Genomic DNA, 19,619 nt, shown 5'->3' with positions numbered 1-19,619 from the left:
TGAGATAGGCAGACAGGCAAAGAGCGCCTGCCCGCCTAGGGGGTTAGATCGCTGCTTTCACGGCTTTCGCCAGTTTCTGTGCAGCTTCTTTTGGATCCGCCTTGCTGTCGTTAAAGAAGTTGGTCACCACATCGTAGATCGCACCTTGTGCGTAACTGGTGGTTGAGAGGCCATGCGCCATACTTGGCACGAGATCACCCGACTTCGCGCTGGCTTTGAAGGTCGCCATCGAGTCAAGCGCACATTGATCAAACTTACTCATGTCCATGTCCAAGCGAACTGGAATCGAGCCTTTGTTGAGGTTGAATACCTCTTGGAACTCTTTGGTCAAGATAGTGCGAGCCAAATCTTGCTGGGCTTTTTGATTGGCTTTGTCGCTCAGTTCAAAGAAAGCAAAGCTGTCGATGTTGAAGGTAAACTGGCCAGCCGTCCCCGGCGCTGGGGCACAAATGTAGTCTTTGCCCGGTACTTTGCCCGCAGCGCTAAACTCACCTTTTGCCCAGTCACCCATGATTTGCATCGCCGCTTCACCATTGATGACCATGGAGGTCGCCACGTTCCAATCACGTCCCGGAGCGTTGCTGTCGATGTAGTCGCGCATTTTTTTGAACTTAGTGAACACTTCCACCATCTTGTCACCGGACAAGACGTTCATGTCCAGATCGACAAACGCTTTGTTGTAGTCTTCGCTGCCTAACACATCCAGTGCCACCGCTTCAAACACGGTCGCGTCTTGCCAAGGTTGGCCACCGTGAGCGAGAGGAATAAAGCCCGCCGCTTTGATTTTGTCCGCTGCGACAAAGAACTCATCCAAGGTGGTTGGTAAGCTCACACCCGATTTTTTCAATACATCAGGGTTTGCCCATAGCCAGTTAACACGGTGAACGTTGACAGGCGCAGCCACGTATTCACCATCAAATTTCATCACCTTAGTGACAACGGAAGGCAAGATGCCATCCCAGTTTTCTTGTTTCGCTGTCGCATCGAGAGAAGTGAGGAAACCTAACCCACCCCATTCCTGAATATCGTGTCCTTTAATTTGAGCAGCAGACGGAGGGTTGCCTGAAACCGCACGGGTTTTCAGTACCGTCATGGCTGATTCGCCACCACCGCCGGCAACCGCAAAATCTTTCCAAGTGTGACCTTGCTGTTCAAGCATTTGTTTGAGCACGGCAGCGGATTTCGCCTCGCCACCTGCCGTCCACCAGTGCAGCACTTCTACTTCGCCTGCTTGTGCAAAAGAGGCAGCAGAAATAAGAGAGAGGGTAAGTAGGGTTTTCTTCATTTTCATTGTTATCTTCCATGTATCGGATTAGACAGATCAGGTCATGCCTGATATTGAGCAGTCTATCCATAACTGGAGATACGCATTGCAACAAACCGTAACCACAAAGTAACACCTTTGTTACATTACACTTCCAGCCCTTTAGGAATCAACACTTGCGCACGTAAACCACCCTGCGGCAGATTGCTAATAATGAGATCTCCACCATGTCCGTGTAAGATGTTTCGGCAAATACCTAAGCCTAATCCATGCCCATCACTGTCCTTTGCTAAGCGGAAATAAGGTTCAAACACGGCCTCTAATTGCGCTTCCGCAATTCCCGGCCCTTGGTCATCGATGGTGATGTAAATCCACTCCTCACTGTATTCGAGTGTCACCACCGCTTGTTCACCATATTTTACCGCGTTGTCGATCAAATTGGTGAGCACGCGCTTTATCGCCAAAGGCTTTGCCACCATGGGTTCCATGATGATAGGACGAAAATGGACCTTAGTATCGTGCTGATTATAGGTATCAATCACATGCTCGATCATCGCATTGAGATCGATGTAGTCGTTGTTCTCATGCAAATCGGTATCGCGCACACACTGCAGCGCCCCTTTGACCATCATCTCTAAATCATCGAGATCGCGATTGAACTTGCTGCGTTTGGTGTCATCTTCGAGCAACTCGACTCGGATGCGCAAACGGGTGATCGGCGTTTTGAGATCGTGAGAAATAGCGGAAAAAAGGTGCTCTCGGTCTGCCACGTAACGACGAATACGCTGCTGCATGCGATTAAACGCACGCGTGGCTGTCACCAGCTCACTCGCCCCTTCTTCTTGCAACGGTGGCTGCTCGATATTGATGCTCATTTCATTGGCCGCTTTGGCTAAGCGCTTGAGCGGCTTCACCTGACGGCGGATCATGGTGTAAGTCAACACTAACAATAGCGTGGTTGAGAAGAAGAGAAACAAGATCTGCTCACGGCCTAAAATGGTGTCATCTAAGGTCAAATAAGGTGCGGGAAGCAGCGCGGCAATGTAGATCCACTCGTGACTTTCTAACTCAATCTGCACCACCAACACGGGGGGATTGATCGGCTCCAAAGTGAGCGTGTGGTGCGCCCACGATTTGGGTAGGTCATGCAGATAGATGTCGTCTTTCAGCAAACGTAAATTTTGCGGATGCGAGAAGTCAACGGAGATTGAGGCAACCTTGGTGAGTTTTTGTTGCAGCACACTTTCAACGGCCAGCACCGAAGCCAGTTTTAACGGTGTATCGGCAATCGGCTCAACGGTCAGCTTCTGTTTATTGAAAGAGACGAAAAAGCGCGTGCCGCCCATATTGCGGATCTGATCCAGCACGATATGACGATAACGCACGGGTAAGGATTGGAAAAAGGTCACCGTCGAGGCAAACATGCCCGCCATGCTTTCCGACGCAGAGCGAATGCCTTGCAGCTCTTTCTGTTTGGACTCGCTATACCAGATAGCGGTGGCGATCCCTTGAGCTATCACCACCGCGAGCAAGGTGAGCAACAGCGTTCTGGCAACCAAGGAGTTGGGGCGAAACCTCTTCATCTCCAATCACCTCAATGTTCGTAGCTAACAGGCACCGATAAAATATAGCCATTACCGCGCATGGTTTTGATGTAGTGTGGGTAGCGTGCACTGTCGCCCAAGCGTTGACGCAAACGTGACAGTTGAACATCAATACCACGCTCAAAAGGCAACGACTCACGCCCCTTAGTGGCATAAGAAATGGTGTCACGATCGAGGATTTCATCGGGATGGGTCAAAAACAGCATCAGCAAAGCGAAATCACTGCCTGACAATTCGTGTTGTTGACCATTTTCTTGATGAACAATACGGTGTGCTAACGTATCTAACCGCCAATCACCAAAAACAATCTGCTTTGGCAGCGTGTCACTTGGCTTCTCCTGCGTGACGTGCACGCGGCGTAAAACCGCTTTGATGCGCGCCACCAAATGGCGTGGGTTAAAGGGCTTGGCAATGTAATCATCGGCACCGATCTCCAAACCGATGATTTGGTCTGTCTCTTCCGAGACCGCGGTGAGCATGATGATTGGCACACTCGATTCACGGCGCATAAATTGGCACAGGCTGAAACCGTCTTCACCGGGAAGCATGATGTCGAGCAGGACTAATTCTGGATAGCCGTTTTCTGCGAGGTAGTGCTTTAACTGATGCCCATCCGCCACCGTCGCCACTTGGTATCCGTTGCGGCTCAAATACTCATCCAGCAGTTCGCGAATTTCGCTATCGTCGTCCACCACTAAAATTCGAGTTACATCCTGCATCTGAGCTCATCCAAAAAATTACAACTTATTTACATAGTGTATCGATTTCAACGCGAACCACTGACGAAAGTTTTAATAATTTTTGAAGCTGATCTGGAGCTAGCTCACAACTTAGCAGGCATAACTTAAGAAGAGCAACTGATGACCATCTTCTTCCCCCATTCAGGAGGAAGGTGAGCATACGCTTCCATTTCGGCTTGCTCGTCATAGGGATTTTTCAGCAGCTTGGCCAAGGTATGCACCTCCGAAAAATCGCCCTGCTGCGCTTTGTCGATCGCCTGTTGCGCCAGATAATTGCGCAAAATGTACTTAGGATTGACGGCGCGCATTTGCTCACAACGTTGCTGGGCAGATTTCGCCTCTCCAGAGGCGGTTTGCTCCAGCGCCACCCGTTCAAGGTAGCGGCTTAGCCAACCACGGGCGGCGTCTCGGTCAATAAACAGGTCGATCACCGTTTGTGCATCCTCACTATCAAGTTGAGAGAGGGTACGAAAGAAGCGCGTGTAGTCGGTGTGATTCTCCGCCAACAAAGCAAACATGGCATTAAATAGCTCGCTGTCGCCCTCTTGCTGGCTAAGCAAACCGAGCTTTTGCCTCATCAATTGACTAAACACCTTACCGAGTGTCGGTTCATACTGAGCCAAGGCCTGTTCCAAGTCGTCACGGTCAACTAAGGGTGATAAGGCATGCGCCAGTGCAGAGAGATTCCACAGTGCCACACGAGGCTGTTGCTCAAACGCGTAACGGCCTTGATAATCGGAGTGGTTACAGATGTAACCTGGCTCGTAATCATCGAGAAAACCGAACGGACCGTAATCGAAGGTTTGACCCAAAATCGACATGTTGTCGGTGTTCATTACCCCATGAGCAAACCCCACCGCCTGCCACTGGGCAATCATGGTCGCTGTGCGCGCCACCACTTGTTCAAACATCGCCAAATACGGTTTGTCGTGTGCGGTGCACTCAGGCATGTACCATTCGATGACATTGTCAGCGAGAAGGCGCAACTCATCATATTGTTCGGTATAGAAAAAATGCTCGAAATGACCAAAGCGGATGTGCGTTTGGGCAAGACGAATCAAACAAGCGCCCTGCTCGACTTGCTCACGATAGACGGGCGTGTCGCTCACCGTCATGCCCAACGCGCGCGTTGTCTCGATGCCAAGAGCGGCCATCGCTTCGCTGCAGAGGTATTCACGAATTGTTGAGCGCAGCACCGCTCGGCCATCTCCCATGCGAGAAAAAGGCGTCAGCCCTGCGCCTTTAAGATGAACATCGAACCACTGCCCTTGCTGGTTTTGCATTTCGCCCAGCAGTAATCCTCTTCCATCGCCTAAATCTGGGTTGTAAACCCCAAACTGATGGCCGGCGTATTTCATCGCTAAAGGCTTGAAGGCAGAAAATGGCTCCGCACCGGAGAAAACAGCGAGCAGTTGTGGATCGTCAGCGTGCTTGGGTAACGCAAACCGTTGGGCGAGCTCACCATTCCAGATAACCCAACGGCTATTGTCGAGCGGTTGAGGGGTCACCAAACGATAAAATACCGTGGGGAGTTGAGCGTAGCGTTGGGCAAATTTCACCGACGACCAAAGAGACATAGCGCATCCTTTCTGATGAGTTTTTCGCTACGCTACCACAGACTTCTCTCGACAAACACCGAGAGAAATCAGGGGCTCTAAACTTTGAACTGCGCGACCAAGTCGTCCAATGTTTCGCACTGCCCTGCCAACGATAGACAAGCATTTTCTGCACTGCTGACCATTTCCACCATGTGATGACTGTTTTCCAAAATGTGCATTACATTGTTGTTAACCTCATCGCTGACACTGGTTTGCTCGCTGGCGGCGGTCGCAATTTGCGAGTTCATTTGGCTCATCAACGAAATCGAACTGATGATTTCTGCCAGCGAATCACTGGCTTTACCTGCATTATCAATCGTATCGTGGCCCCGCGCTTTACTCGCTTGCATCACCGCAACCGCTTCTCGCGCCCCGTGTTGCAGTTTTTCGATCATCGATTGAATTTCACCCGTGCTTTCTTGAGTGCGACTAGCGAGCGAGCGCACTTCATCGGCCACCACGGCAAAGCCACGGCCTTGTTCCCCCGCACGGGCCGCTTCTATGGCTGCATTGAGCGCCAGCAGATTGGTTTGATCGGCAATGCCTCGAATCACATCAAGAATAGAGGCAATGTTTGCTACATCGAGATCCAGGTTGTGAATGACTTGGCTGGCGTTATCCACTTCCCCGGCGAGACTTTGAATCGAGCTGACGGTGGTCTTCAAAATGGCGTTGGTGTTGTCCGCTTCGCTGTTGGCTTTATGACTGGCCGATGCCGCTTCATTGGCATTCTCGGCAACCGACTGACTGGTCATCTGCATTTCGTTAACCGCAGTGGCCACCATCTCACTTTCTTGTTGCTGCTGGCCTGAGAACTCGGCCACCGTTTGCGTCAGCGTTTTGATGTTCTCCATTTCAGCGCGCACCGCGTTGGAGGAAATAATCACCTGCTCGACTGTGGAGTGGATCCGAGAAACAAATTGATTAAATGCGCCTGCCAGTTGTCCGAGTTCGTCGTCACTGGTCGCCACCATGCGTTTTGAGAGATCGCCATCCCCTGACGCGATTTCCGCCATGGCGTGACTAATGCCTTCTATGGGTTTAAGAATCAATTGCTTGGCCATGACGAAAGAGAGCAACACCAAAGCGATGGAGATAACCGCTCCAGCTTCAATCACATACACACTGTAATCAATCGAACGTTCAACCTCTTCTCTTAGCTGCCCTTGCACTTGCTCGATTAAGCTACGAATGGAAACCAGTTGTTGGCGCAATACCGCAAACTGCTGCTCAAACTGGCGACGGTTATCTTGGTAGTAACCCGCCGCATTTTGGGGCTGGGCAAACATCGGCTCATAAAGCGCCAACCACGCTTTTGCGGCACTCGTTAGATTCGTCAGTTGTTGACGCTCCGATTCTGGCAACAAACCGGCATTAAACAGCTCTCGGACTTTACCAACTCTCGGTTCGACGTTGTAGGCATTATCTTTAAACTCACCAATGTGATAATCCACCTCACTTTGTGACTGCGCCAATAATATTCCTTGAGCCGCCGTGATCACTTGGTAAATGTCTCGATAACCATCTTCTAAGCTATCCATCACCGGCTGCACTTGAGTATTGAGCATTGAATTAAGCTCAGCTTGTTTATTGGCTTGCAGCACATTGTTCAGTGTCGTCGCAACGATCACCAATGTCAGTAAGCCAATGGGCAGCATCAGCTTCTGTTTAATTGAGAGTCGATTGAACATAAATGGCCTTATTCATCGCTGATTGTTCGCCCATTCTCAATGACACTCTAGCGCCTTGGCTGGAGATTTTGAGAACAAGGCTTACTTGGGTATGAATTAACTATAGAGCAAAATCAGCCTGTTGCTGGGCGAGGTTTGATCCCGGTTTCTTGGATAGATTTTGCTGTTGGCCATCAAGATGCACATAAAAAAGCGCACTCTAGGTGCGCTCAAAAGTAGAGAGGACATAGCGTTACGCTTTGCTTTTTCGGCGTCTACAACCAAATAACCAAGTCATTAGCACAAGCGCCCAAACATTCACGCCACCACCTGACGAACCACTACCACTGCTTGATGACGAGGCCGCACTTGGCACAGGCGTGACGGTGACGACCAGCTGCGCCTGCGCCGTTTTGCCTTCTGTATCCGTGATGACGTAATTGATCACCACCTCAGTCTCTCTTTCAACGCGGCTAGGTGCTTGGTAACGGATCTGATTATCAAACAACTCCGCGCTGCCAATACTCGGTTGTGACAATGATGATATTTGCAATACTTGACCATCGTGATCACTATCGTTTGCCAGTGGTGTAGCATCAATACTCGTTCCGGCTTTGACTGAGAGAAAGTCATCGCGAGCGATAGGGGGAGAATTTTCCACCACCAAACGGACATGACTCATATGGCTTAGACCACTCGGATCGTTGGCTTGCAATGCAAACATCAACGCGTCACCCATTTTTACGCTTTCTGGGAGTGTGAACCGGAGACTCACTGTATCACTTCGTTGCAAACTGATCGCAGGGCCAAAGGTTTTACGCCATTGATAAACCAGTGGGTCACCATCGGGATCCTGAGTTGCCGAACCGTCTAGTACTACGGCATCCCCTGGAAGCAATGAGGTTGCTTGAACGGAAACTTGAACTTGAGGAGCGGCATTCGGCCCCACAACATTGACGGTCACATTACCCACTTTCGATACCGTTCGACCATCAAGAGTGCGAAGTTGGTAGGTAAATGGGTCCGCACCAACAAAATGAGGCTTCGCAGTATAAAGCAAGCCATCCAGTGTGCCGTATTTCGGCGCGCTAACAATATCAATGCTCAGATTGCCGAGCAGTGCCGCATCGATGACATCATTGCTGATTAGAGGCAACTGTAACTGACCGTTTTTGTTTACCTCGAGAATGTCATCAATCGGTAATAACAGCCCACTGAAATCTTGATCCAGCAATGCAGCAAAAGGAATCACCAGATGAGGGGGCAGTTTCGCCATGCCGTCACTGTTACTGGTTTGAGCGTTGCCGAGCCAAGTGGTATCACGCTCTTGTGGCTCCATATTTCGCAACTCACTAAACAGGTAGTTTTGCTCTAGCTGGGCATTCTTGAGTTCAACAACCAAGGTATATGCTCCAGCGTCCATCTTGGCTGGTGTATCGAACAAGATACGTTCATTGCCAATACGATGAATCGAGCCTTGCGCCAAAACTTTGCGCTCCGATGGATTCAACTTCAATGCAGCAAAATTGGCATTTGAAGCAGGATAACTCGCAATGACATAATCGACGGGTTGGAGAACATTAAGCTTTTGATAATAGAGTTGCACCCCCTCTAAAAGCGAATCAGAGGCGAGCACGAGCGAGAATGCCGCACTGTCTTTGTCGCTTTCGCTAAAGACATAGGAACGACGTAGACTGGTCAACCATGCAGACTCTCCCCCCTCAACCGGAAGGCTCAATAAAAAGGAGGCGGAATCGGGAGAACTCACAATATCATCTAGACGGATGTTTGTCTCAAAGCCAGTCACCGATGTTAGCGAAGGGGACGAGGTATCGCTGATTTGACTATTTTGACTAAGGCCTGGGTAGAGATCCCCAAAGTCAGTCCACCCACCCGTTTCAAGCTCACTTAAACCATCCGCCTGCATAATTTGCACTTGCATCGGACCACGGTCATTGAACGCATTATTGATGTTGACCGAAGTCACCAACACGCCTTCCGCTTCAAGCGCTCGATCATAGTCCACTTTTCGGCGATTCTCGACATACAAACGGGGGCCAAACTGTTGTAAATAGGGGTCGAGATTGACAATCGCTGCTTGCTGATTAGCCACCACCACTTGGCTATCTGAACTTTTGAGTATCTTTGGATCAATAAAGCCAGCCGCATGTCGACTCCAAGCACTCATATTGACTGGGGTATCACCCGCGTGAAGATCACCTTCCTTCTTCGTCCACGAGCCCCCGCCCATGACTCCCCAAGAACCAACCGAACCTTTGTGCTCATAAGAATAGAGATCCGGCAACCCTAACATTAGGTGGCCAAGCTCATGCACAATCACTCCCAACGTAGACTGGTTGTTGACTTGAAAGTCGGCAAATAAACAGTAAGCGGAAATACCCTTTCCATCGACAACCATGGTGTCGTGAGAAAACATATGCGGCCAAATAGCGGGCTTGTTCAGCACACCAGTAGAACGATCGCCACCTGCAAAAACAAACATCACCGACAGCTCTGTGGGATCGATCGTGCCATTCCCATTGAGATCATAAGGTGCAAAGTCAACAAACTTGTTCACTTCACGATACGCTTCGCTAAAGACCGCGTTCAAACGACTGGTACAGAGCGAGCCATTGTGACAATTGGGGTGCGGCTGCAAAACAGCAACATCAATCACCCCATCATTGACTGTACCAGACGTTTCTTCAGCGGGTACTACACGATATTGACCAAACGAGTTTTTATCGTAGTAATCCACCACACTTTGGTTAACTTGGCTAAAAACCAAATCGGTAAAATCGTGCTCCATCTGAATGTCACTGAATGACACTTGCACCACCAACAAGGGTTGTTTGAACGGTGTAGCTTGAGAGGTAAAAGCAGCGCGTGACGCATAGTTGCTACGCGGCATAGAGCGAGTACGTTCAATCACAGGCAACGAACCGAACTTTGCCCTACTTTGAGGAACGAGTAAGGCAGAACGATCTTGGGCAACGCTTGGGGCAAAAGAGTTGGCGAACTTCTCTTCGCCACTGGACATCAAGTAGGGTTCAATACCATCATTTTTTATCTCAGCAAAAAACCATCGTTCTTGCTGCTCAATCAGTGCATTTCCTTGTTCGTCTTCATACCAATGAAAGTCCGCGCTCCCGGTTAAACGAACCTTAGTGACGGAACCGTCACTCAAAACCACATCATGCCAAAACGGCGCAGGTGGCACTATCGCAAAGGATGCACTTGAAAGCAGCATCGCAACGGTTGCAGTCAGCCATTTTTTCATGGTCAATCTTAACTCCTTTTAAGATTTTGTTCGGATTAGTCATTCAACTCAGACTCGCCAATCTAGTTAGTCACACCGATAAAGCAATTCAATTCTATAAAATACGTGAATCATTCCCCAAAACCACGTTCCTTCAGTTAATTGAAACGTAATAAAATGTAATTACAGAAAAATGTCATTGATATATAAGAAAAAACTAACTTACTCTTTCTTGTGGTATATACGCTTGGCCGAGTGATTGACGCAAGATCTACGACTAAATTCGGGCCAAAACACCATGATGGGGCGGTTTCACGATGACAGCCCAAAAATCACCGTATAAAAAACACACAAACCGCTCAATCTGCAATCAAGGTTTTATTGTTGATAAACAAAGTGTTGACGAGTCACCTCCTTACCATTACAGTAACTGCCATCGGACTGTAGCGCAGCTTGGTAGCGCACCGTCATGGGGTGTCGGGGGTCGGAGGTTCAAATCCTCTCAGTCCGACCATACACCTAAAAAAAGAGAGCTTCGGCTCTCTTTTTTGCTATTTGGCGCAACAACGTGCCACTTGTTCCCCCATCGGTTTGAAAACGACGAAATCGCCAAAAAGAAAAAGGCAGAGAAAATCCTCTGCCTTTTTCTTATTTATCAAAACGATAGCGAATAAAAACAAATAATGACAGTACGATGCTTCACTTTGTCCAGAAGCGCGTAAGCATCGACTGCCATCTGTTTTCTTATCGCTTACAGGCTTAAAATCACGCCCGCAATCGATGCGCTCATCAGGTTCGCCAAGACACCTGCGGTAATTGCACGGAAGCCGTATTTCGAGATGAACGAGCGTTTTTCAGGCACCAAGCTACCCAAACCACCGATCAACATCGCCATTGTGGAAATGTTAGCAAAACCACACAAAGCAAAAGTCACGATCGCTTGCGAGTGTGCACTCAGATCTTGTTTCACTTGCATGAGCTGAATAAACGCGACGAATTCGTTCACCACAATTTTATTGCCGATCAGAGAACCCGCGGTAATGGCTTCATGCCATGGAATACCCAACAACCAAGCGACTGGCGCAAATAGATAGCCCAAAATCAACTCAAAGCTAAGAGAGATGCCAAACCAACTGCCGACCCAACCCAACAGGCCATTCAGCAGTGCAATCACGCTGACAAACGCCAGTAAGGTTGCCCCTACCGCTACCGCGATACGCAAGCCCGACATCGCACCGTCTGCCATCGCTTCCACCACGTTGGTCGCTTTTGGCATCTCAACGTTTTCCATCTGCACATCTTCCGCCTGAGCTTCAGTTTCAGGCATCAAAATTTTGGCCATCAAAAGACCAGCAGGTGCCGACATAAATGCCGCAGCAATCAGGTAGTTCAGTTCGACCCCCAAAGAGGCGTAACCGACTAAGGTACCGCCTGCTACCGAAGCAAGGCCACAGGTCATGACGGCAAAGAATTGCGAGTCACTCATGTGCTTTAAGTAGGGTTTCACCACCAACGGGGCTTCAATCATGCCAACGAAGATGTTGGCGGTTGCAGAAAGCGATTCAGCACGGCCAGTCCCTAACAACTTTTGTAGGGCGCCACCAATCAAGTTGATTACTTTCGGCATCAATCCAATATGGTAAAGGCCTGAGATCAAGGCAGAGAAGAAGATGATGATACCAAGAACGTTAATCGCGAAAGTAAAACCGCCGGTTGCCAAACCGCCGAACAGAAAAGCGATGCCTTCCTGCCCATAGTTAATCAAATTGGAAACCGCGCCCGTCACGCCATTTAGCGCATTTTTACCCGCAGGCACATACAGCACCAACAACGCAAAGGCCACTTGCAATGCAAACGCCAATCCTACCGTTTTAAGACGGATATTTTTTCTATTGGTAGAAAGCAGCCAAGCAAAAAGCAAAATGGCTACGACACCCAAGAGTGAGTTCATAGTGATTATTTCCAGAGAGGGGGAACAAGGAAGGCGCGGATTGTATTACCAGTCTCGTAAGATGCAAGTCGAGAATGTTAACAAGGTGGTTCATTAGAAAAACGTAATAAAACCACAAGACTTAACTTATTGAATAAAAACAAGATAAACGTTTGCCTTGTTTTATTATTTCCATATGGAAAATATGTTTCTGGAAATAGAAAATATTTGTGACTCAAATCACTCTAATCAGGAAAACTGACATAGGGCTCAAGCTGTTTGTCCCAATGACACGGCGTACCGATTTTTTGTTTAATGAAATCGATGACAGCAGAGGTTTTTTTCGGCATATGCTGGCGGCTAGGATACACCGCATAAAATGGCATTTCCTGATTCGCGCGCCAATCTGGCAACAGTTGAATCAGTTTTCCAGTTCTAAATTCATCACCAAGCAAGTAGGTCGCCAGATAGCCAATCCCCCAGCCTGAGATCGCCGCATCCCGAACCGCCTCAGCCAGATCGACCGAATAATTACCCGATACCTTGACGCTAAGGTGCTCCCCTTGGCGGCGAAACGCCCAACTGGTGTAGTCACGCTCCCAGCTTCGGTAAATCAGGCAGTTGTGATTGGCGAGATCGTTAGGCTCCTTCGGTGCATCATGCTGCAGCAAATAGTCAGGAGACGCCGCGACAACGAACTGACAATCCGCTAAACGCTGAGCAATGTAGCCTTCAGGTAAATGTTCATGATTGGTGATCCAGAGATCCAGCCCTTCTTGCAGCATGTCGACTTTGTAATCAAACAGATGCATTTCCACTTGCAGTAGCGGGTATTTCTGGCGCAGTTCATCAATGGCCGGGAGAATATGCAAAGTACCAAAGGATTGCGACAAGCCAATTCGTACTAAACCGGCAATTTCATCGCGCTGGCTCTCCATTTCATGCTGCGCATTATTCACCGCCTGCACCACTTGCTGGCAATGGTGATAGAAGGCCAATCCTGCTTCAGTTGGTGTAAAGCTGCGCGTGGTGCGTTGGATCAACTTGATCCCCAACGATGCTTCGAGTTGTGCCAGTTGCTTACTGACATGAGAAACCGACACCGCTAAGCTCTTAGCGGCAGAAGTGAAGTTTTGATGTTTGACGAGGGCGGCAAAAACCACCATTTGTGCTGCGCGTTCAGATAACATGTTTATCGCTGTTGGCTTGTGGCTAACACCACAAGCCGAATTGAATTAATTTTTGATGCGGTCAGCCAAATGGCTCACTGCCAGTGCAAAGTAATGCGAGCGATTCCACTTCATCAACACATTGTAGTTGTTGTAGACCAGATAAGCGCGGCCATTCTCATCATCAGGCATCACTAACCAAGCTTTAATGTCTTCGTTTAGCTTAGGTAATGAGCGTCCATTGATGCTGGTAATACCCAGTTTTTTCCATTCCTGCAGGTATTTGCCTTTCGCCTCTTCTCGCCCTTCTAGCTCAAGATCAAACCCTTTCGGCACGCGCACTTGGCGACCCCAAGTGTATTTATCATCCCAACCCGATTGGCTGAGGTAACTGGCTGTTGAAGCAAACACATCGGCTTTGGTATTCCAGATGTCTTTCTTGCCATCACCGTTCCCGTCTGCTGCATAGGCAAGGAAAGAGCTTGGCATAAACTGACACTGCCCCATCGCACCTGCCCAAGAGCCTTTGAAGTTTTCAAACTCAATATGCCCTTGGTCTAAGATTTTCAGCGCAGCCATGGTTTCGGCACGAAAGAAGGCTTCACGACGCCCTTCATAGGCCATGGTTGATAAAGCATCGACCACAGGGAAATTGCCCGTGAACTTACCAAAGTTACTTTCGACGCCCCACAACGCAACAATAAAGCGCGCTTGTACGCCATAGCGATCCGCAATCTGGCTTAGTTCGGTGTAGTGTTTTTCATAGAGATCTTTGGCTTGTTTCACTTTCCAATCCGGCACCGCACGAGGAAGATATTCATCCAGCGTTTGCTTTTTCTCCGGTTGATTGCGATCGGCTTTTACCGCTCGTGGTTTAAATTGCACATCGCGAAAGGCTTGCTCTATGGTTTGAGCCGAAATGCCTTCTTCTGCCGCTTGGGCTTTTAAACGCTCAAGATACTGCTCAAAACTTTCGGTGTTCGCCCACGCCGATGAACAAAGTCCGATGCTGAGTATCGCGGTTACCAATTTTTTCAAATAGCCCTCCTTGAGCAATCGAGCTGACCTACTTCCCAAGGCTTTTAAGCCTTAGTCTTCTTTCTGCTGCGCTTTACGCTCTTTATGTTGTTGTAAGAGATTTTCTGGCGGAGGTGGCAGTTGCAAGAAAAAGCCCTCGTTGTTGAGCGATTCTTTTACTTTTTCAATGTTCACTAATGCCAAACTACGCCCTTCAAGATTCACCGTCATCACATGAGAAGGCTTACCGAACATCTGCATTAATGTGTCAGGAACCTGTGAAAAATTATCTTTTTTTGGAATATAAAGATATGTGCCTTCTTTCTTAGAACTTTTATAGATAGAACAAAGCATGACAAGCCTTTTGTGCTGATTTTCGCGTTTGACGCGCGAAATTTAATTTAAACCTAATTTTTTAGACAAAATCACTTATTTGACAGCAAGAGAACTTGCTGCGTATTGGGATGAAATATAACATGACAGCCTTAGTAAAAGACAACGCTCTTTCAACAAAGGCAAGAAGTATCTAATGTCTCACTCTCCAGACCTAAAAGGTAGCAGCTTTACGTTATCGGTTCTGCACCTTTGCAACAACTCGGTCGACACGGCTATCGAATTCGTCCAAGAAAAAGTTGAGCAAGCGCCCGCTTTTTTCGCGGCTGCGCCTGTAGTGATCAATATCGCCAACGTTAAAGGCGACCTCGATTTCGTCGCGCTCAAGCAAGGTATTTCCGAAGCCGGATTCATTCCCGTTGGCATTACTGGAGCTAAAGATAAACGCACGCAGAATCTTGCGTCAGAGGCCGGGTTTGCCATCATGTCGGCCAGCAAATCCCCCGCTCAGGCGCCAGCGAAAATCACACCGACAAAAATCATTCGCACCCCGATTCGCTCTGGTCAGCAAATCTACGCCAAAGATGGTGATTTGGTGATCCTAAACCACGTCAGCGCGGGAGCCGAAGTGATTGCTGACGGTTCAATCCATATTCATGGCACCTTGCGAGGTCGTGCAATTGCTGGTGCAAGTGGCCAAAAAGAAGCTCGTATTATTTGCCAAGATTTGCAGGCCGAGTTGATCTCAATTGCCGGCAACTATTGGCTCAGTGACCAAATTGAACGCCAATTTTGGCAGCAAAAAGTGATGTTGAGCTTGGTGGACGATACGCTCCATCTTGAAGCGCTCACTCAGTAAAGAATTAAAAAGGAAATCACACAATGGCACGCATTATTGTTGTTACTTCGGGTAAAGGTGGGGTTGGCAAAACCACGTCCAGCGCCGCGATTGCTTCAGGCCTTGCGCTGAAAGGAAAAAAGACAGCGGTTATCGATTTTGATATCGGCCTACGTAACCTAGATTTGATCATGGGTTGTGAGCGTCGTGTGGTCTATGACTTTGTTAACGTGATTAATGGCGAAGCAACCCTGAATCAGGCGATGATCAAAGACAAACGCGTCGATAACCTATTCATTCTTCCTGCATCACAGACCCGTGACAAAGATGCGCTCACCAAAGAAGGGGTCAAACGTGTGTTGGACGAACTCGATACTATGGGGTTTGACTTTGTTATCTGCGATTCACCGGCGGGTATCGAGCAAGGAGCGTTAATGGCGCTATACTTTGCAGATGAAGCGATTGTCACCACCAACCCAGAAGTCTCTTCTGTGCGAGATTCAGACCGTATCTTGGGAATTTTGGATTCGAAATCTCTGCGTGCAGAACAAGGGCTTGAGCCGGTCAAGCAACATCTTTTGTTGACCCGTTATAATCCTGCTCGCGTGAATCTTGGCGAAATGCTGAGCGTTGAAGATGTCGAGGAAATTCTGCACATTTCACTACTCGGTGTGATTCCTGAGAGCCAAGCGGTACTGAATGCCTCGAACAAAGGCGTGCCCGTGATTTTTGATGAAAACACCGATGCAGGCATGGCCTATTCAGACACGGTTGAGCGCCTACTGGGTAATCAAGTGGATTTTCGTTTCCTTACTGAGGAGAAGAAAGGACTGTTTAAACGACTGTTTGGAGGCTAGATATGTCACTGCTTGAGTTTTTCCGCCCACAAAAAAAGACCTCTGCAAGCCTCGCTAAAGAGCGTTTGCAGATCATCGTCGCAGAGCGCCGCAGCCAAAATGACCCCGCGCCATCTTATTTGCCGCAGTTGAAAGAAGACATTCTTAAGGTGATCAGCAAATACGTTGCGATTGATCCTTCGATGGTCGATCTCACCTTTGAACATAAAGACGATGATATTTCCGTCTTGGAATTGAATGTGAAACTGCCAGACGAAGAGAAATAGCGCTTCATCCATCGGATAGAAAAACAGACGGCTTAGACCGTCTGTTTTTATTTATCCATACAGCAAATGCTCCAAGCGTGCTCTAAATTAGCTTGTTCATTTTTTCGCCCAGAATGTCTAAGCGCCAACCTTGCATCAAATCTGGCAGGCGATTTTGATCGCGCTGATGTTTCCATACCCAACTGATCAAGTGATTAGTCTGCTTCTTCGACGCTAAAAACTCGCTCGCTAAACCTGTCGCTTTTGACGCGCGAGTGACTTCATCTTTTAGTTTTTTGAACAACTGTTTATAGCCCGGCAAATCCATCAAGCGTTCAATTGGCGCTGGATAGTCTTCAGGATCGGTCTCACGCGCCGACTTCACCATCGCCGCAATTCGATTGCCATGACGCTGTACTGAGCGAACATCCATCCCCTCTTCTTCCATGCGCTTAAAACTGGTTAACCCTAAACGTGCCACCGTGAGTAAGTCGTGTTCTTTGAAAACAAAGTTCAACGCTAAGTCACGACGAATCGCCTCTTGCATACGCCAAGTCGCAAGCGGTTTGAGTATTGCAAGCTCTCTTGGCTTAAGCTGCCAAGCCCCTTTGATATCGAGGTACGCCTCTTCGGCATTCGGCGTTTTTACGCGCTTGCTTGCTTGCAGTTCACTCTCTTGTTGAGCCGCTTGCCACCAGCCCGCTGCCATCACTTTTTCCAACAAGATGTCGTACAGCGGCAGCAAGTAGTGAACGTCTGCCGCGGCGTACTCAAGCTGTTTGTCACTCAGAGGGCGAGCCAACCAGTCGGTGCGCGACTCACTCTTATCCAGTTCCACGTTAAGGTACTGCTCGACCAAGGCAGCAAAGCCCGTCGATAGACCGTGGCCCAAAAACGCGGCCATGATTTGCGTATCCACCATCGGTACCGGTATCGCACCAAACGCATTGTGGAACACTTCCAAATCCTCACCGCACGCGTGAAGCACTTTCATTACCGAGGCATCGTTAAGCAACTCAGTAAACGCACTCATATCAGTCAGCACCGTTGGATCAATCAGCGAGAGGGTGTCACCATCAAAAAGCTGAATTAAGCCCAATTGTGGGTAATACGTTCGGGTGCGGACAAACTCGGTATCCAACATCACAACGTCTGCTTCGCGCGCTTTACTGCATACCCTAACTAGGTCTTGGTTTTCGGTAATAATTTGGTAATTCACTCGTCTCTCGCTATCGCTTTGAAAATAAAAATGCCAGCCTTGGAATTCGGCTGGCATTTTAACACTCTTCGTGACACTTTGCGCGGCTTACGCTGCCTCATTCTCTTTGGCAAGCTTAGCATCATTTTCATCGCGTAATACGCGACGCAAAATCTTACCGACGTTGGTTTTCGGCAGATCTTCACGGAACTCAATCAACTTCGGCACTTTATAGCCTGTCAGGTGCTGACGACAGTGATTGATGATCTCTTCTTTGGTCAGGCTTGGATCACGCTTAACCACATAAATCTTCACCACTTCACCAGAGACTTCGTGCGGCTGACCGATGGCCGCCACTTCAAGCACCTTGCCGTGCAGCGCAACCACATCTTCGATTTCATTTGGATAAACGTTAAAACCGGACACCAAAATCATGTCTTTCTTACGATCAACAATGTGCAAGAAGCCATCTTCATCAAATTTGACGATGTCACCAGTCGATAGCCAACCGTCATTGTTGATCACTTCTTTGGTCGCTTCTGGGCGCTGCCAGTAACCTTGCATCACCTGTGGGCCACGCACTTGCAACTCACCCGTTTCACTATTAGCGAGGGCTTCACCTTCATCGTTCACAATGCGAACTTCTGTTGATGGAACGGGCAGACCAATGGAACCATTGTAATCCACAAGATCGTGCGGATACGCGGCAACCAGTGGTGAACACTCGGTTAAACCGTAGCCTTCGAGCAGGTAACAGCCTGTGGTTTTCTTCCACTTCTCCGCCACCGCGCGCTGAACGGCCATGCCACCACCAACAGCCAGTTTCAGATGGCTGAAGTTCAGTTCATGGAAATCTTCATTATTGACCAGCGCGTTAAACAGCGTGTTTACCCCAGTAATGGCGGTGAACGGGTATTTCTGTAGCTCTTTAACAAACCCTGGAATATCGCGTGGGTTGGTGATCAACAGGTTGCGGCCACCCATTTCGATGAACAGCAAGCAGTTCACCGTTAAAGCAAATACGTGATACAACGGCAGCGCGGTCACCACAAGCTCACGGCCAGGCTGAAGAACCGGACCATACATGCCTTTAGCTTGCATTACGTTAGCAATCATATTGCGGTGAGTAAGGATTGCGCCTTTCGCCACCCCAGTGGTACCGCCGGTGTATTGCAAGAAGGCAATATCATCGCCAGTCATAAAAGGTTTGACGTACTGAAGACGACGGCCTTTGTGCAAGGCTTTGCGCATCGAGATGGCCCCTGGCAGATCGTATTTTGGTACCATGCCTTTGACATATTTCACAACAAAATCAACGATGGTGCCTTTCGCACGTGGTAACATTTGGCCAAGGCTGGTTAGAACCACGTGTTTAACTGGCGTGTTCTCAACGATCTGCTCTAGCGTATTGGCAAAGTTCGACACGATCACAATCGCGGTGGCACCAGAGTCGTTGAGCTGATGTTCCAGTTCACGTGGGGTATACAACGGGTTTACGTTCACAGCAATGCAGCCAGCACGTAGCACACCAAACAGTGCCACAGGATATTGCAGCAGGTTTGGCATCATTAATGCCACGCGATCGCCTTTTTTCAGTTTCAACTCGTTTTGTAGATACGCAGCAAACGCACGGCTGCGCTCTTCTAACTTGCGGAAAGTCATCACCGAACCCATGTTCATAAACGCAGGTTGGTCGGCGTATTTCTGCACTGATTGCTCAAACATTTCGACCAGTGACTCGTACTGATCTGGGTTAATGGTTTCCGGTACGTCAGATGGATAACGTGAAAGCCATGGTTTTTCCACGATGTTACTCCTCGTTTAAAGCTGGCCTACGCAAGAGAAGCTTGCGAGATAGCGTCCTTTTTATTTGTTCACTATTACAGCACAGCAGGCA

15 protein-coding genes and 1 tRNA gene are annotated in these 19,619 nt (G+C 48.6%); 4 read left to right on the top strand and 12 right to left on the bottom strand.

Annotated elements, in window-relative coordinates:
- Positions 1 to 43: 43 nt before the first annotated feature.
- The 6 genes from FC652_RS03425 to FC652_RS03400 form a co-directional block, all read right to left on the bottom strand.
- The gene (locus tag FC652_RS03425; protein ID WP_176297484.1) at positions 44 to 1,291 is read right to left on the bottom strand and encodes an ABC transporter substrate-binding protein; all 1,248 of its coding nucleotides are present in this window, start codon (positions 1,289 to 1,291) and stop codon (positions 44 to 46) included.
- Positions 1,292 to 1,410: 119 nt separating this feature from the next.
- Positions 1,411 to 2,847, bottom strand: coding sequence for an ATP-binding protein (locus tag FC652_RS03420; protein ID WP_176297483.1), 1,437 nt, complete (start codon positions 2,845 to 2,847; stop codon positions 1,411 to 1,413).
- Between the two features lie 11 nt (positions 2,848 to 2,858).
- Positions 2,859 to 3,587 carry a response regulator gene (locus FC652_RS03415; protein ID WP_038963432.1) on the bottom strand — a complete coding sequence of 243 codons (729 nt, stop codon included), beginning with the start codon at positions 3,585 to 3,587 and terminating at the stop codon, positions 2,859 to 2,861.
- A gap of 125 nt (positions 3,588 to 3,712) precedes the next feature.
- A complete protein-coding gene (locus FC652_RS03410) occupies positions 3,713 to 5,185 on the bottom strand; it encodes a protein adenylyltransferase SelO (RefSeq protein WP_176297482.1) in 1,473 nt (490 codons plus the stop codon).
- Between the two features lie 77 nt (positions 5,186 to 5,262).
- Entirely contained in the window at positions 5,263 to 6,897 is a 1,635-nt protein-coding gene (locus FC652_RS03405) for a methyl-accepting chemotaxis protein (RefSeq protein WP_176297481.1), read from the bottom strand.
- Between the two features lie 232 nt (positions 6,898 to 7,129).
- A complete protein-coding gene (locus FC652_RS03400) occupies positions 7,130 to 10,156 on the bottom strand; it encodes a M6 family metalloprotease domain-containing protein (protein WP_176297480.1) in 3,027 nt (1,008 codons plus the stop codon).
- A 416-nt stretch (positions 10,157 to 10,572) separates the two neighbouring features.
- On the opposite strand from FC652_RS03400, the gene FC652_RS03395 reads away from it, so the two are divergent.
- Positions 10,573 to 10,649, top strand: a tRNA-Pro gene (locus FC652_RS03395).
- A gap of 237 nt (positions 10,650 to 10,886) precedes the next feature.
- Here FC652_RS03395 and FC652_RS03390 read toward each other — a convergent pair.
- The 4 genes from FC652_RS03390 to FC652_RS03375 form a co-directional block, all read right to left on the bottom strand.
- Complete coding sequence (locus tag FC652_RS03390) at positions 10,887 to 12,086, bottom strand: NupC/NupG family nucleoside CNT transporter (RefSeq protein WP_011078245.1); 1,200 nt, start codon at positions 12,084 to 12,086, stop codon at positions 10,887 to 10,889.
- Between the two features lie 224 nt (positions 12,087 to 12,310).
- Entirely contained in the window at positions 12,311 to 13,255 is a 945-nt protein-coding gene (locus tag FC652_RS03385; RefSeq protein WP_011078246.1) for a LysR family transcriptional regulator, read from the bottom strand.
- A 45-nt stretch (positions 13,256 to 13,300) separates the two neighbouring features.
- Positions 13,301 to 14,272 (bottom strand): lytic transglycosylase domain-containing protein, encoded by a 972-nt coding sequence (locus FC652_RS03380; protein ID WP_176297479.1) that lies wholly within the window; start codon positions 14,270 to 14,272, stop codon positions 13,301 to 13,303.
- Between the two features lie 51 nt (positions 14,273 to 14,323).
- Positions 14,324 to 14,605 carry a YcgL domain-containing protein gene (locus FC652_RS03375; RefSeq protein WP_176297478.1) on the bottom strand — a complete coding sequence of 94 codons (282 nt, stop codon included), beginning with the start codon at positions 14,603 to 14,605 and terminating at the stop codon, positions 14,324 to 14,326.
- Between the two features lie 175 nt (positions 14,606 to 14,780).
- Between FC652_RS03375 and minC the strand changes: the two genes are divergently transcribed.
- The 3 genes from minC to minE are packed head-to-tail and all read left to right on the top strand — an operon-like array spanning position 14,781 to position 16,545.
- Positions 14,781 to 15,443 carry a septum site-determining protein MinC gene (gene minC / locus FC652_RS03370; protein WP_176297477.1) on the top strand — a complete coding sequence of 221 codons (663 nt, stop codon included), beginning with the start codon at positions 14,781 to 14,783 and terminating at the stop codon, positions 15,441 to 15,443.
- Positions 15,444 to 15,466: 23 nt separating this feature from the next.
- Entirely contained in the window at positions 15,467 to 16,279 is an 813-nt protein-coding gene (gene minD / locus FC652_RS03365) for a septum site-determining protein MinD (RefSeq protein WP_176297476.1), read from the top strand.
- 2 nt (positions 16,280 to 16,281) lie between these two features.
- Positions 16,282 to 16,545: a cell division topological specificity factor MinE gene (minE, locus tag FC652_RS03360; RefSeq protein ID WP_017420993.1), complete on the top strand. Its 264-nt coding sequence runs from the start codon at positions 16,282 to 16,284 to the stop codon at positions 16,543 to 16,545.
- 82 nt (positions 16,546 to 16,627) lie between these two features.
- Here minE and rnd read toward each other — a convergent pair whose 3' ends face one another.
- Positions 16,628 to 17,743: a ribonuclease D gene (gene rnd / locus FC652_RS03355; RefSeq protein ID WP_176297621.1), complete on the bottom strand. Its 1,116-nt coding sequence runs from the start codon at positions 17,741 to 17,743 to the stop codon at positions 16,628 to 16,630.
- An 87-nt stretch (positions 17,744 to 17,830) separates the two neighbouring features.
- A complete protein-coding gene (fadD, locus tag FC652_RS03350; protein ID WP_011078253.1) occupies positions 17,831 to 19,528 on the bottom strand; it encodes a long-chain-fatty-acid--CoA ligase FadD in 1,698 nt (565 codons plus the stop codon).
- Between the last annotated feature and the right edge of the window lie 91 nt (positions 19,529 to 19,619).

This window comes from Vibrio sp. 05-20-BW147 (genome assembly GCF_013369385.1).
GTDB lineage: Bacteria > Pseudomonadota > Gammaproteobacteria > Enterobacterales > Vibrionaceae > Vibrio > Vibrio floridensis.
This window is presented reverse-complemented; position numbering and strand designations above follow the sequence as displayed.

Excerpts from the sequence above, each read along its gene's own strand:
- FC652_RS03420 (WP_176297483.1), bottom strand. The coding sequence starts at position 2,847 with ATGAAGAGGTTTCGCCCCAACTCCTTGGTTGCCAGAACGCTGTTGCTC.
- FC652_RS03425 (WP_176297484.1), bottom strand. The coding sequence starts at position 1,291 with ATGAAAATGAAGAAAACCCTACTTACCCTCTCTCTTATTTCTGCTGCC.
- minD (WP_176297476.1), top strand. The coding sequence starts at position 15,467 with ATGGCACGCATTATTGTTGTTACTTCGGGTAAAGGTGGGGTTGGCAAA.
- FC652_RS03415 (WP_038963432.1), bottom strand. The coding sequence starts at position 3,587 with ATGCAGGATGTAACTCGAATTTTAGTGGTGGACGACGATAGCGAAATT.
- FC652_RS03405 (WP_176297481.1), bottom strand. The coding sequence starts at position 6,897 with ATGTTCAATCGACTCTCAATTAAACAGAAGCTGATGCTGCCCATTGGC.
- minC (WP_176297477.1), top strand. The coding sequence starts at position 14,781 with ATGTCTCACTCTCCAGACCTAAAAGGTAGCAGCTTTACGTTATCGGTT.
- FC652_RS03400 (WP_176297480.1), bottom strand. The coding sequence starts at position 10,156 with ATGAAAAAATGGCTGACTGCAACCGTTGCGATGCTGCTTTCAAGTGCA.
- FC652_RS03385 (WP_011078246.1), bottom strand. The coding sequence starts at position 13,255 with ATGTTATCTGAACGCGCAGCACAAATGGTGGTTTTTGCCGCCCTCGTC.
- FC652_RS03390 (WP_011078245.1), bottom strand. The coding sequence starts at position 12,086 with ATGAACTCACTCTTGGGTGTCGTAGCCATTTTGCTTTTTGCTTGGCTG.
- minE (WP_017420993.1), top strand. The coding sequence starts at position 16,282 with ATGTCACTGCTTGAGTTTTTCCGCCCACAAAAAAAGACCTCTGCAAGC.
- FC652_RS03375 (WP_176297478.1), bottom strand. The coding sequence starts at position 14,605 with ATGCTTTGTTCTATCTATAAAAGTTCTAAGAAAGAAGGCACATATCTT.
- FC652_RS03410 (WP_176297482.1), bottom strand. The coding sequence starts at position 5,185 with ATGTCTCTTTGGTCGTCGGTGAAATTTGCCCAACGCTACGCTCAACTC.